We start from the raw sequence: 14,364 nt of genomic DNA on the forward strand, positions 1-14,364 counted from the left end.
CCTGGGCGAGGTCCATCAGTTTCGGGGCATCGAAGAGGGCACGAACAGTGAGCTCCACTCCAAAGGTATCGCGCACTCGGCTCATAACCTGTGTCGCCATCAAGGAATGTCCGCCGAGAGCGAAGAAGTCATCGTTTTCGCCGACGCGGTCGATGCCCAGCACCGTCTCCCACTGCTTGGCCAGCAGACGGGAAATCTTACTTTGCGGTGCCTGGTACGCCTCATCGAGACGCTGTGCGCGGCCGGCAACAGGGAGGGCTTTCAGGTCCACCTTCCCGTTAGGATTCAGTGGCCATGCGGGAAGCACCGTAACGGCCACGGGAATCATGTATTCAGGCAGGGACGTCTTGAGGTGCCGCATCAGCTCCTGGCTCAGCGTCGCGTTGGCGGCAGTGCTCGCGGGCTTATTGGCGAACTGCTTGTAATCGCTTCTGGATTCGTGAAGGTACCTATCGTTGTTCTTCTTCCACTGCGGGGCGAAGATTCCGTCGTACACGCCTTCCGCACTGAAGTTACGCCATTGGAACTCCACCCCCAGCGACTCCGCCAGTCGCATGAGCTGATCGGGATCTTCGCCCGCGGGAACGCAGAGCTGCTTCAGTTCTCCACGGTTTTTCATGGCGGTGTCGTGAAGCACGCGAGCGGCGATCACGGACGACGAAACACGCCGGTCAGGAATTCCCCTGATTCCGGCAGCCTCTCCCGGGCGCTGAGCGAGAGCGCTTTCAAGACGGCTCCGCCATTCGCCTCTTTCATCCCAGGTCAGCCATTCTGCCGGTTCCGCAATCTGTTTCTTCTCTCCGATCTGCAGCAGAACGTCATACCGGAAGCGGCTCAACTCGTTGTCATAGGCTCCGCGCTTGAGGTTGATCTCTGCCCGGCCGATCTTGTCTGCATGCTTCGCCAATTCTTCGAAGAACGCGGGAGAGAGGATCAGCTCCTGCTCATCAAATTTTGCCTTCGATACCCGGTGCTCCAAATAGCTGACGGCTGTGTCCTCTTCGGCCTGATCCATTTGCACCGAGGCATGAAAGGCGTCGAGCAGAAGCAGATTGCGGACATCGCCGACGAAGATATGGCCGCCGGGTCTGGTCACCCGCGCCGCTTCAGAGAGAACTTTCAGAAGATATGAGACATCCGGGAAGTACTGGACGACCGAATTCAGGATCACCAAATCTATGCTGTGGTCTTCCAGAAAGGTGAGATGGTGCGCTTCACCGGCATGCAGTTCCAGTGACGCAAGATCGCTCCGGCTGGCAGCGTAAGTACTCAGGCGCGCCAATGCCTGGGAAGAAAAATCCAAACCGATATATCGCTCGCACGAACCCGCGAGCCGCGTTGCGAGCAAACCAGTTCCGCAGCCGATCTCCGCGATGCGAGCGGGGTTGAGCCTGCGCAGACGCTCAACCGTCTCTTCGATCCAGATGATCATTTCCTGTGGGGGAATGGGCCGGCCTGTGTAGCTACTCATCCAGCCGGTGATGTCGAAGTTGCCTCGATCTTCCTCTCGGTTCCCATAGGTGCTTTCATAGAGCTCGCGCCAGTGCTCGACGAAGGCTGCCTGGGCCTGCCCATCGCCGCTCTCGCGCGTGATGGCGTATGCCAGTAGATGCTTTTGAGAACCGGTGCCGTCCACTCTGACCAGAGCTTCCTTTACCAGGGGGTGCGTCCGTAGCGTGGCTTCGATTTCGCCCAACTCGATGCGGTACCCACGGATCTTGGCTTGTCGATCGGCGCGTCCCAGGCACTCGATGGCCCCCGCTTCCGTCCATCGAGCCAGATCGCCGGTGCGATACATCCTGGCTCCCGGTTGTCCATAGGGATCGGCAACAAAACGCTCCGCACTCAGTGTTGGCTTGTTCCAATAGCCCCAAGCAAGTCCGGCGCCCGCTACGTACAATTCACCCGTAACACCGGCCGGTACCGGCTCGAGTCCGCTGTCGAGGACGTACGCACGGCTGTTATCAATGGCCCGGCCGATGGGAATAGCGGTTGTGGATGGGGAAACCTGATCCACCTGGTGCCAGGTGCTAAATGTGGTGTTTTCCGTCGGGCCGTAGCCATTGAGGAAACGTTTCGGAGCTCCCGCCGTGAAAACGGCTTGGACCGAGCGCGGGTCGACGGCGTCTCCTCCCACCAGCAGATCGCGCATTCCGGAAAATGCAGCCGGCGATTCCTGGGCCATCTGATTGAACAGTGCCGAGGTCAGAAACATCGTCGTCATGCGCTCTTCCTGGAGCGCAGCTGCAAGTTTTCCTGGAGATAGCACGACATCCCGCGGCAGGATGGATAGGGTCGCCCCATTCAGCAAGGCTCCCCAGATTTCGAAGGTCGCGGCATCGAACGAGGCATTCGAGACCTGGGCCATGCGGTCTCCGGGCCCCAGGATGACGTAGTCCGTATTGCGAACAAGCCTGATGATGGCACTCTGCGGAATCGCGCTGCCCTTGGGTTCTCCGGTGGAACCGGATGTAAACATGACGTAGGCCAAGGAATCTATCCGGGGGAGGCCATGTGGAGAAACCGTGGCGGGTGTGATGGACACACGGTCGAGAAGCAGGACCTCTGTCTCGTAAAGAGTTCTTTCGGTGGGTAAATTCGAACCGGTAATCAGCAGTTGAGGCTGTGTTGCCGCAATCATCGCCTGAACGCGATGGCTGGGATAGGCAGGATCTATCGGAATGTAGGCCGCACCGGCTTTTAGTATTGCGAGCAGCGCGATAACGAAATCAGGTCCACGCTCAAGGTGGACTGCTACCAGAGACCCGGGACGGACGCCATGTTCTTTGAGAAGCCACGCCAGGCCATTCGCCTGCGCATCTAATTCTCCATACGAGATCGTGCTGCCTGCGCTAACGAGCGCTGCGGCTTCGGGACACCTAGCTGCCTGCTGCTCGAATAACTCCGGAATGGTTCCGGGAGGCAAAGCCCGAGGCGCCGGGTTGAATTGCTGCAGATGCTGATCTCGGGTTGCGGCGTCGACTAGGGAAACCTTATATAACTTTGTGTCTGCGGATTCCAGCGCGAGCTCTTCGAACAGGCTCAGGAACCTGTCTCGATGAGCTTCGAGTGACTGCGGTGTGTAGTGATCGGCGTTGGCGTAGAACTCCATTTGCAGGTCGCCGTTCAGGCGGTGGTCGTAAATCGCGATCTGTAGATCGTCCTCTCGCCAGTTGCCTACGTTTCGCACCATGGCTGCGCATCCGGCGAAGCGCACGCTGTAATCGAAAGAGACGACGTTGAGAGTCGTTCCGTATAAACCTGGATCGTTGGGCCGGACACCCAGATCTCTGCGCAGGTCTTCCAGTGAATAGCGCTGGTGCCGTACCATCTGCTGTATTCGCTTGGAAGTGAGAGCGAAGAGATCTTGCAGACAGTCTTCCGGGGCCAAGGTCAACCGGAGAGGTAAGACCTTCGACATCATTCCACAGGCAAGGCGAGTCGGTTTCCCGATTCGTCCCGTCAATCCCATGCCAATTACAAGATCACGGGTACCCGTAAACCGGTACAGAGAGAGCGCCACTGCGGAGAGTGCGTGCCCGGGCAGGTTCTTTATCGAAGCCGCGACGTGACGGGGAATAGCACCCCTGCTGCGAAGAAACCTGGTTGGATGTGTCGGCAACTTGCCACAGAGAGTGGCGGGCTCGGGGCGTTCTGCCAACTGGCGAACCCAGTACTCCCGATCCAATTCGAAATTCGAAGACTGGCGATAGATCTCTTCCGTGGCTAGAAGGTCGGACCAGCTGCCAAACGGTTGCTGCTCGGGCTGCCGGCCCTCGGCAAGGTCGGAATAGGCCTGAGCTACACGCCGCACGAGCAGTGCGACGCTGAATCCGTCCATAGAAAGATGGTGATAGCGCGCATACCAGAAGTAGCGGTCAGCTGCGACCCGGAAAAGTGCATATTGAAACAGTGGACCTTGAGCCAGATCCGCAGCCTGCTGCATATCGCGATACATCCACGATTCCGCGGCGGTTTGTGGACCCGCTTCGTGGCTTACATCGATAACGGCAAGCGTCCAATCCGACTCGGCTTCCCGATGCTGTCTGGGTTCGCCATCGACTTCGATGAAACGAAGATGAAGGGAATCGGTCCGACGGACGACGCTGCGCAACGCGGCCTCAAAGAGGGTTACGTCGATACGGCCATCGATATCGAGGTATTCGCCAATGTTGTAGAGGGGACTGGACGGATCCAGAGCCTGCGCGAACCAAATACTTCGTTGCGCGATGGTAAGCGGACTGCGAGTTGTATCGGACCAAGCCATGTATGGAGTGTTCTCAGAAAGCGAGCATCTGGAAACAAACCATGGAAGAGTGGATGAAAACAATTTAGAACAGCGACGCACTTCGACTCTCGTGACGGTCGATTCGGCGTTCTGAGATGCTATTTATGAGGTATGAGGGCCGCTATTTCTGGGGGCTCTGAGCTTCGGCTTCGGCGACCTGATCTTCTATGGTTGCTGCAATTTCATCTTGCAGCTCCCGCAATTTGTTACCGAAAGATAGTCCACCTTTAACGGCTCCCCGAAAGATTTCCCGTTGATATTTTGCAACGAAAAATCCGACGGTTCCCGCGGCCGCGAGCTGGAATAAAGTCCCGCTCCACGACCGCTTGGAATGATTCTGACCGTTTATGGGAGTGATGGAAGAAGCTTGATCCGGAAGAAAAGTGCTCACCGCTGAGAGGCTCTTTTCCCAGGTGTTCTTTTGACGACCGGCTCAGAGTGCTCTTCATCCTCTTCAGCACGAGCACGTTCGAAGGCTTCTACACGTTCCTTACCTAACTGCCAAAGGTGCTTGCCGGAGTTGGCACGCGCAATGGAGTTCGCCGAAACAAGCAGCAACCCGGGGACACCGAAAGCAGCGCCGGCCGCAACGCCAAGTAGGCTGTGAATCAGGCCCTGTTTAAGTTCTTTGTCGACGTAAAGGCTGAAACCGGGAAGACCCAAATCAAGGGTCGCCTTTGCAATCTTTCCTGCCGTTGAATCACTTACAAACTGAGTCTGTTCCATACGTGCCTTTCCTCCATGAGTCTCTGCGTAGACTGAAATTAACTATATGGTGCAACTATTTTTCATGCGCGCCGATGAATTGTCAATGAATAGCGGAAACAAGAAACACAAACTGGAATTTCCGGCGATCCTTGGAATTCAGCGGCTTACCTACAAGTTACTATGCACAACTATACTCCAAGTTTGGACTGAGAAGTATGTCCATCCGAAAAATTCGATCTGCATTCCGTGAGGGGAAACGCACGCGAATGCGGAGAACGCTAACCCTTGGAAAAATGCCAGGCACGATCATTCGCCCCGGCTGCCCAAGCGGCTGCAGAAACGGTCACGTACTTTCCTGAGAGCTGGAGCCCACTTACGGAGAAACCGGAGGTCTCGATCAATCCGCAATCCCGAGATCCAACCAATTTCTGAGAGTGCTTCCAATAGCAGCACGATGTTTTGAGATCAACTACCGAAGACCCCACCATATCTTGCCAGCCTAAGTTTGTGCTCCCCCAATGTTCCTGTTCCTCGGCCGTTCGCTTCGCTCTTTACCGCCGGTGACAGCAAGCATGTTGAAGTCGCTTATCAGGTAGCACCCTAATTGTGGGTCTTTTGCGAGAAGAGTGAAGGAGGGATGAATTCAACGATCAACAAACTGCCCGTTCAGCGGAGTTACCGGGGCAGTTCTTGAGAATCGTGATTGCTTCTGTGTCCCGACGCCAGTGCAGAACGTGTTTGGCGCCAAAGTCGAAACAACGCTGAAGAGCACGCTGCCGGCACTGTACAAACACGCTATCCGACATGAGTGGCTCACTTAAATCCGATCAGCCGTGTGAGGACCTCGCAGAAGCGTCTTCGTGACAAACACGTTCTTACGCCCGAAGAGTTCCAGCGTCTGGTAGAACAGCTCTCTATAGGTGATCGAGCCATAGTATTGCTCGTTGGGAGCGCGGGATTACGCCGATCGGAAATGATTGCACTCACCTGGTCGGAACTAGACGTCAGAACGATTGAGGGCCATGTTCTGCGTTCCTGTGTGCGCAACAGACCGACGAATGCTTTCGGAATATCAAAGCACGCTAGGAGTTGGGTGGTCTCGAGATGACGGTTTCGGAGCTTCCGTACGATGCATTCCAGTTTGATGCTGCGGACGGGAGCAAGGCCGGAAGTCATCCGTGAGAATATGGGGCACGCCCATATTGACGTTACGCAGAACGTCTATGGGCGCAGTTGGTGGGAGGAACGGTGGAGGCGGTCACGCGGACCATCGACGCGGTGTTTCTCGCGCAATTGGAGGCCCCTGATATAAGTGGTTCTCTAAGTGGTTTATTTAAGTGGTCGGGGCGAGAGGATTCGAACCTCCGACCCCCTGGTCCCGAACCAGGTGCGCTACCAGACTGCGCTACGCCCCGAATGTGTTGCGGTAAGATGCCGATGAGAGGTGCGTTCCGTGAGGCTCAAGCGCGCGGGTGGGCTTGCTGGATCGCTGTACCGACTCAGTTAGTTTAGCAGAGATTGTGGCGTGGGGTGAAGGGTGCGGGTTTCGCCGTGACGCTTCTTTGCGGAAGACGAAAGGGGAGGAGATTGCTCTCCTCCCCTTTCGTGATGTAGCGCTGGTCTGCAACGCTACGGTTAGTGGTTCGGGGTGGGTCTAACTTTTGGATACGGCTGGCCTTGACGTTTTACCGAGGACGAGTCGAAGGTGGCGGTGTCGCCGGGGATGAAGGTGGCTCCGTCGGGGACGAGGGTGCTATCGAGGACGCGGCCCGGTTGACCGCTGGTGCGCATGGAGATGCGCGCGGAGTCGATGCCTTTTTCTTCGGTGAGGTACTGCTCGACGTTGAGGTCTCGCTGGGCTGCGGCGTCGGAGGTTTCGTCGTCGGAGTGTCTGCCGACGATGACGAGCTTCGAGGTGGTGTCGCGGTTGAGAGTGAGGGCGATCTCGTCGAGGCATGCTTTGCCCTCATTGTCGACGCGGACGGGACGCTTTGGATCGCGCTCGAACGAGATGCTGCAGAGCGGACGCACCTGCGGGACTGGCGGAGGCGGTGGCGTGACGATGGTGACAGTTGTGGTGGCTGAGGCGTGTTTACCGAGGTCGTCGACTACGTTGCAGGTGACGTTGACTGTACCCGAGGGAGCGCCGGTGGTAACGAGCGTGGCGGTTGGCGTGGCTCCGGAGATCAGGCCTGCGGTGGTGGAGTAGGAGTAGCTGAGGGTGAGGCCCTCGAGGCTGCTGGCGGCGGCGGTGATGGTGGAGGGATCGCCCGGCATGACGGTGCTCGGATTTGCGGAGCAAGAGAGGGTAGGGGGCGCCGGGTTGTGGATGCGGAAACCAGCGGTGCAGTCGGCGCTCTCGCCGGGGCGTTTGCCCTCGCTGACGTGGCCGGCGACGGTGTAGTCGCCGGGAGCGAGGCCGGCGGTGTTGATAGCGGCGGTGGCGTCGTTATTGGTGAGCTCGCCGCCGCTTGCGGACCATCGGTAGTTGAGCTTCTTTTTGGGTTCGAGGTTGGTGGCGGTGGCGGTAGCGGTGACTGGGTCGCCGGGGAAGATGTTCGTCGGCTGGACAGTGCAGCCGAGCTGGACTGGCGGAGGAGGAGTGAGCTGGCCGAGGCGGAAGACGACTCCCGCGGAGAGGCGGTAGGCTGTGATGTCTCCGACTCCTCCAGTGACTTGGGCGGGATCGATGGGGCCGTAGTCGACGTGCGAGTAGTTGAAGTCGGCCTGGATGGGACGGAGTGCGATGTGATTATTGAAGATGGGAAGGATGAAGTCCAGACCTGCGCCTGCGGTGACGCCCCAGCCCCAGGTGCAGGGTTGGAAGGCAGGGCCGCCGACTCTAGCTCCACCGCCAAGGGCGTGGACGAAAGGGACGAAGCGACCTTTTTGATAACGGAAGACAGGGCCTGCCTGGGCGGTGAAGTAGCAATCATTGGGCCCGTGAGGGAAGAAGCTGCCTTCGGCTTGAACGCCAAAATAGCGGTTGAAGTAGGCGGAGGCGCTGGCTACTGCGCCGGCGTTGATGGGCTGATAGACGAAAGGGGTGATTTCACTGTCGTAAGGGTGGAAGTCAGCGTAGCCACCGTAGAGGTCGAGTCGAGAGAAGTCCGGCGGGGGGGGGGATGCGGTCTTGAGGGCCTGCGCGACGGCGGGCAGAGGCGAAGCGGCGATGCAGAGTGCTGCAATACACAGGACGGCGATACACGGGGCGGCGAGCCTGCTCCCGAAGTCACGAAGAGTACCGGCAAAGGGCACGGTGTGGGAGCTCGATTTAACGGGGCTCACGGTGCGGAGATGCATAAGGATGAAACCTCCAACTGCGATACTTCTGAGTTCCTTTTGCCTGTGCGCCCTGCGGGATCAGCTGGACAGGCGGATAGCGCTGCTACGGTTTACCGACAGAGAGAAAGACCGAGGTGGACTGAGCCGGCGTCGTGAAGCCGACGCTGGTGCCGGTGACGTTGACGGTGTAGGTCTGGAAGGTGGTGTTGAAGCAGCAACCCGCCAAGCCAAGGATACCGAAGGAGAGCAGGATCACTGCGAGAAGACGAATCTTCTGAGTACCTAGTGTTTTGCGACGGCGCAGGCCCGCGAAGAAGATTCCGATGCCGGTAAGTTCAACTGGGAAGACAGCGGCAGCAGTGATGGGCGCGAGATCGGCTGGGTTGAAGTTTGGCGTTGCCGGGTTGTGAAGGCTGGCGTCGGCTGCTGTGGTGGTGATGGTGAGGGCAACGGTGGCGGTGCCTCCGGCGGTGAGCGTCGGATTGCTGGCGAAGCTGCAGGTGGCGTCGGTGGGGAGGCCTGTGCAGGCGAGGTTGACCTGGCCGGTGAAAGCTCCGACGGAGGTGAGGATGATCTGATAGTTTGTGGCACCGGGGCCGCGGATGATCTGCGTGGCAGGGGTAGCGGCGATGGTGAAGCTCCCTGCGGGAGTATTCACAATCTGAGTGAGCATGGCGGAGCTGGTGGTGAAGCTGGTACTCGCCTGGAAGGTTGCGGTGATCGTGTGGGTGCCCGAGGTGAGTGTTGTGGTGGAGAAGGTAGCGATGCCGCTGCTGTTGAGGGTTGCGGTGCCTAGGACTGTGGCGCCGTCAGAAAAGGTGACGGAGCCGGAAGGCGTGCCGTTGGTGCTGGTGACCGTAGCCGTGAAGGTGACTGCGGCGGCTGCGGCGGAAGGCGAGGCGGAGCTGGCGACGGTGATGCTGGTGGCGACAGGTGTGATGTCGAGTGTGCCGGGGTTGATGGTTGCGATGTAGTTGCCGGCGGAGGTTCCGGAGATCGTGGCTGTGATTGGATATTGCCCTGCGGGCGAGGCTGCTGTGGCGGTCGTGGTATAGGCGACGACTACGTTATCGCCGGGGACGATGCCTGTGACTGTACCCGTAAAAGTCGGGTTCGGTGAGCCGAAGAGTCGTGTGGCATTGTTGACGGTGATCACCAGCGACTTTTGATTCGGGGTGATGGTGAGCGCGCCGTTGACGGCGTTGACGGAGTAGTTGGAGAGGGCAGCGCCTGAGGCAGAGGGCACGATCGGATAGCTGCCTACGGGAGAGTTGAGTACGGCGGTTGTGTTGTAGGCGGTGACGACTGTGTCCCCGTTGACGAGGCCGGTGGTTGTGCCGGTAAGGGTGGGGTTCGCCGTGTCATAGACGCGAGTTGCGTTATTTGCCGCGACGGTGAGTGTAGCCGGGGTGACGGTGAGGATTCCGTTGGCGGTGGTGATGTTGCTGTAGTTGGCGGCGACTGGGCCAGAGACGATGGGGGTGAGGGTGTACGGGCCGATGGGTGAGGTTGCGGTTGCAGTGGTGGAGTACGTGACGTTGAAGGTGTCGCCATTGATTGTGCCGCTGACGGTGTCGGTGAAGGAGGGATTAGCCGCGCCATAAGCCCGGGTGGCGTTGTTTGCGGTGACGGTCACTAAGACAGAGGTCGGCGTGATGGTGAGGGTTCCGGGTGTGACCTGGATGGTGTAGCTGGAGGCTGCGGGACCGCCTAACGAGTCATTAATTATGTAACTGCCGACCGGTGATGCGATGGTGGCGGAGGTGGAGTAGGAGTCGGTGAAGGTATCGCCGTTGAGCGCTCCGGTGACGGTCTTAGTGAAGGTCGGGTTGGCTGTGCCGTAGATGCGGTTTGCGTTGTTGACGGTTACGGTGAGGGTGGCCTGCGTGATGGTGAGGATTCCGGGAGAGACGGTGATGGCGTAGTTACTCGCGTTGGTTCCTGAAACGATCGCGTTGATGGGGTAGCTTCCGGCGAATGTGGTGGCGATTGCGGATGTGGAGTAGGCGATGGAGAGTACGTCTCCATTGACGGTGCCAGCGCTGACGGTGTTGCCGTTGAGAACGCCCAGGGTGGTGCTGTTGAAAGCAGGGTTTGGCTGGCCGTACTGACGGGCTGCGTTTTGAACGATGACGGAGATGGGTGCTGCCGTGACGGTCAGTGATCCAGAATTGTTGGTGATGGTGTAGTTGGAGAGGCTCGTGCTACCGGCAGTAGTGAGGGTTGCAGTGATGGGGTATGGGCCGACGGGCGAGGTCGCGACCGCGGTGGTGGCGTATGCGACTAGAACGGTGTCTCCGGTGACTACGCCAGTGAGCGTACCGGTGAGCGTTGGGTTCGCTGCTCCATATAAGCGTGAGAGGTTGTTGACGGTAACGGTAAGAGGAGCGGGAGTAACGGAGAGATTTACACTGCCGGTGGCGGGAGAGTAGTTGGTGTCGCCGGAGTAGGCGAAGGTGACGCTGTAGCTGCCGACGGTGAGGCCGCTGGCGGCAGCGCTGCAGGGGGTGGTGGGGCCGAGGGTAGCGGTGAGAGTGCACAACGTTTGCGCACCCAGGGTGAAGGTGACAGTACCTGTTGGAGCAGGAGTGTTGCTGGTGACATTCACGACTTCGGAGAAGGGCTGACCGTAGACTTCGGTCTGCGCTGGCAGCGTGAATTGAAGCGGGACAACGACTCTTCCGGTGCCAGTGAGTTGAATGGTCTTTGGGCTGTTGTAGGAGTTTGTCGCGATAATGACGGAGGCAGCGAGCGCGCCTTTGACGGTGGGGGTGAATACGAGTCCGATGTTGCAGGTGGAGCCGGGGATGATGGTGGTACCGCAGGTGGTGGTGCCGGGATCGATGGTGAAGTGAGAGTCGGAGGTGGTGATGGCACTGGTCAGGGTGAGGGGGTCAGAGCCGAAGTTGCTGAAGGACTGCACGATGACGGGCGAGCTCTGACCAACCAACACGGTGCCGAAGGCAACGGTGGGGGTGGGGTAGGTGACCTCACGTACGGAGCTGTTGCCGTTATCGACTACGAAGAGATTGATATTGCCATCGACGGCGATGCCGAGAGGGTTGCTGATCTGCGCGAGGTTGGCGAAGCCGCCATCGCCTGTGTTGCCTGCGGTACCGGTGCCGAGCATGGTGGCGATGTTGCTGCCGTTGCTGAAGGTGGAGACGAAGACGGTGTAGACGCGGTTGGCGGTGGCGTCCGCGATGTACAGATCGCCAGCGTTATCGATCGCAAGCGAAGAGGGTGCGATGAGGGCGGTGCCGGTGGCCTGGCCTGGGACCATGTCGACGGTAGTGCCGTTGCCGGCGATCTGGTGGATGATGCCGAACTTATCGACCTCATAGACGAGGTGCCCGCCCGTATCGGCGATGTAGAGGATGCCTGTGGTATCGAGGAAGAGCCCGCCGGGCGAGACGAAGCTGGCGGTGGTGGCGAGGACGCCATCCGCAGAGGTGTTGTTGCCGCTTCCGGCGATGGTGCGGCTGCCGCCACCGGCGAAGACCTCGATGACATTGTGCGTGGAGCCGGTTTGAGCGATGAAGAGATTGTCGAAGCCGTCGACGGAGATCGCAGTCGGGGTATCGAGTCCAGTGACGTAGCTGGTGTTGAGGCTGCCATCGACACCAAAGCGAGCGACGGTGCCGTGAATGGCGTCGGTGATGAAGTAATTGCCGGTGGAGTCGATAGCGATGGCGGAGGAGATTTGGAGACCTGAGCCACCTGGAATGACGGGGGATGGTGCTCCGCCGCTGACGGGTAATTTCAGGAGATTGCCAGATCCAGCTGAGGCACCCGTTTCGAGGATGTAGGCATTGCCTGCAGGGTCTACCGTGACGGCCGAGGGCGCGTCGAGAGCGCTGACTACGGTGTTGATGGTTCCGGGCGTGAAGATGCCCAGGGAGCCGGTTGCCTTGGCTTCGAGGCCTTGGGTGATGATGCTTCCAGAGATGTTGTCGGTGATTCGGATGGGAGCGCTGCGCAGGCCGAGCTGAGCCGGCGTGAAGAGAATGAAGACCTGGCATGTAACAGGCGGGGCTCCGGATGCGGCTGGATTAATAATGCCGTTGCAGGTGTTGGTTGTGATGTTGAAGTCGGGACCGGAGGAAGCAATGAGATTGACTCTCTGGTTGACGACGAAGGTGACGGGGAGACCTGCGCTGACACTGCCCACGGGGGTAGAGGGGAAGATGAGATTGCTGCTTAGCTTGCGGGCGATGCTATTGCCTGAGTCGGCGAGGGAGAAGTTGCCGAGGCTGTCCACTGCGATGCCACGGGGAGAGCTGAGTGGAGAGTTGAGGGCGGAGGTTCCATCCTGGGTGGGGCTGTAAGGACCGGACGCGCCGTTGGGAAGTCCTGCGGCGATGGTGAGGCTGACGGAGCCGAGGACGTAGCTGACGACGTTGTCGGGCGTGGTTTCGGAGATGTACAGGGATTGGGTTGGAGAGAAGGCGAGACCGTAGGGTTTGTTGAGGGCGGTGTTGGACGAACCAGAGTTGTCGTTGGAGCACCGACCGACCACGGTCTGATAACTCGTGAGGCCGACGACCTGGCGGACGCAGTTGTTGCCGGTGTCCGCGATAAAGAGATCGCCTGCTCCATTAAGTGCCAGACCAGAGGGCGCATTGAGGGTGATGCTGCCAGTGAGGCCTGTGCAGGCCGTGGGCACGAGAGCAGAGGGTGCACCGGCTATGACGCAGAGGCTTGAACTGGGAGCCTGGAGCAGAACCTGGTAGTTGCTGGGGATGGGAGAGATCTCAGTGTCTTGAATGGAGATGTAGAGGTTGTTGCTGGCATCGACTACGAGTCCGTTGGGGTTGGGCGTGGCTGATGCCGATGCTAGTGATCCGCAGGTGCCGGAGACGGTGGTGAGAGAGGTGACTCCGGTGGCACCGGCTGCGAGCTTACGGACACAGTTATGACTGCTGTCAGCGATATAGAGGTTGTTGGAGCTGTCGACCGCCAGGCCAGTGGGTTGATAGAGCCCCTGAGCGGCGGTTGGGGTGCTGTTGGTCGCCGTGGAGCAGGTGTCGCCCTTGCCTGCGACGGCGAGTCCGACGAGGGTGCTCATGGACCCTGTGGTGTCGATCTTACGTACGCAGTTGTTTTGCGTATCAGAGAGATATTGATTGCCGTTGGAGTCGAAGACGATATAGGAGGGAGTGTTGAGGCTAACCGTCGTAGCGGGTCCAAAGTCTCCGTTGAAGCCTGGCGTGATGGTTCCGGCATATCGGGTACCGCTCTGCACCAGCGTCAAAACCTGGGCCTGTGCGAGAGACGGCACTATGGCAGATACGACGAGAGCGGCCAGGGCAGAGAGAGACTGGACTGCGGAGAAGCGGTTGAAGCGCATGGACGAAGCTCCTAGATGGCACTGCAAGGTGAATCAGGCCGGCTATGCAAAGAGTGGTGGATCAGAAATCTGTTCATTGGAGGTTTAGCTTCCGTTGAAGGTCGAAATCCGGTCTTCTACGCAGGACTGCCAAAGTATGGCACGGTAGGGATTTAGGGGAACTACCTAAAAAGTGGCAGCAGCAAGAGCAGAAAAGTGGCATAGGGGAGTGCTAGAGAGCTTCAAAAATCAGCGTTGTTGATCGGTTGACGGGGTTAGGTTGTGCGTCGACACTAGCTGGGACTCGAGCGATAAGCCAGACTGGGGCTGCAGTGCGTGGTGGAGGCGTCCGGGCGGACAAAATTTATTTGATTGGAGACAGACACTATGTACGACATGGAGAATTTGAAGAAGCTGGGTGCGCTGGGAGAGGGTGCCTCGGAGGCGGTAAAGGCCTTTTGGGCGTTCGATAAGGCGGCAATGGCCGAGGGAGCTATTCCGAAGAAGTACAAAGAGCTGATTGCTGTGGCGGTGGCGTTAACGACGCAGTGTCCGTATTGCCTGGAGATTCACCGTTCCGGGGCGGAGGCTGCCGGTGCAAGCCAAGAGGAGTTGGCGGAGACTGCGCTGGTAGCGGCTGCGCTTCGTGCGGGTGCGGCGATTACGCATGCTACGCATGTGGTGGGTGGGCCGAAGGGTTAGTGCGAGAGCGATACGGTCTTAGGAGATCGGTGCTGTTTGGGTTCACGGCGAC

At 58.9% G+C, this 14,364-nt stretch carries 6 protein-coding genes and 1 tRNA gene (1 of these 7 only partly in view); 1 reads left to right on the top strand and 6 read right to left on the bottom strand.

The annotated features are described in order from the left end of the window. The 6 genes from GSQ94_RS10430 to GSQ94_RS10455 form a co-directional block, all read right to left on the bottom strand. A protein-coding gene (locus GSQ94_RS10430) for a non-ribosomal peptide synthetase (protein ID WP_158943751.1) crosses the window boundary here: on the bottom strand, nucleotides 1-4,267 show its 5' portion. 4,100 nt of this gene lie to the left of the window's left edge; the window shows 4,267 of its 8,367 coding nt (coding positions 1-4,267); the start codon lies at nucleotides 4,265-4,267; its stop codon lies off the left edge, out of view. 142 nt (nucleotides 4,268-4,409) lie between these two features. Beyond that, a complete protein-coding gene (locus GSQ94_RS10435) occupies nucleotides 4,410-4,679 on the bottom strand; it encodes a hypothetical protein (RefSeq protein WP_158943753.1) in 270 nt (89 codons plus the stop codon). Further along, the gene (locus GSQ94_RS10440; protein WP_158943755.1) at nucleotides 4,676-5,014 is read right to left on the bottom strand and encodes a DUF6072 family protein; all 339 of its coding nucleotides are present in this window, start codon (nucleotides 5,012-5,014) and stop codon (nucleotides 4,676-4,678) included. The genes GSQ94_RS10435 and GSQ94_RS10440 overlap by 4 nt, the downstream gene beginning before the upstream one ends. Nucleotides 5,015-6,334: 1,320 nt before the next feature. Beyond that, nucleotides 6,335-6,411: transfer RNA gene (locus tag GSQ94_RS10445), tRNA-Pro, on the bottom strand. Between the two features lie 220 nt (nucleotides 6,412-6,631). Continuing rightward, a complete protein-coding gene (locus GSQ94_RS10450; RefSeq protein ID WP_158943757.1) occupies nucleotides 6,632-8,299 on the bottom strand; it encodes a hypothetical protein in 1,668 nt (555 codons plus the stop codon). 85 nt (nucleotides 8,300-8,384) lie between these two features. Then, a complete protein-coding gene (locus tag GSQ94_RS10455) occupies nucleotides 8,385-13,631 on the bottom strand; it encodes an MBG domain-containing protein (RefSeq protein ID WP_158943759.1) in 5,247 nt (1,748 codons plus the stop codon). Between the two features lie 366 nt (nucleotides 13,632-13,997). On the opposite strand from GSQ94_RS10455, the gene GSQ94_RS10460 reads away from it, so the two are divergent. After that, nucleotides 13,998-14,312, top strand: a complete 315-nt coding sequence (locus tag GSQ94_RS10460; protein WP_158943761.1) for a carboxymuconolactone decarboxylase family protein — start codon at nucleotides 13,998-14,000, stop codon at nucleotides 14,310-14,312. The last annotated feature ends 52 nt before the right edge of the window (nucleotides 14,313-14,364 follow it).

It is taken from the genome of Granulicella sp. S190, assembly GCF_009766095.1.
Classification (GTDB): Bacteria; Acidobacteriota; Terriglobia; order Terriglobales; family Acidobacteriaceae; genus Edaphobacter.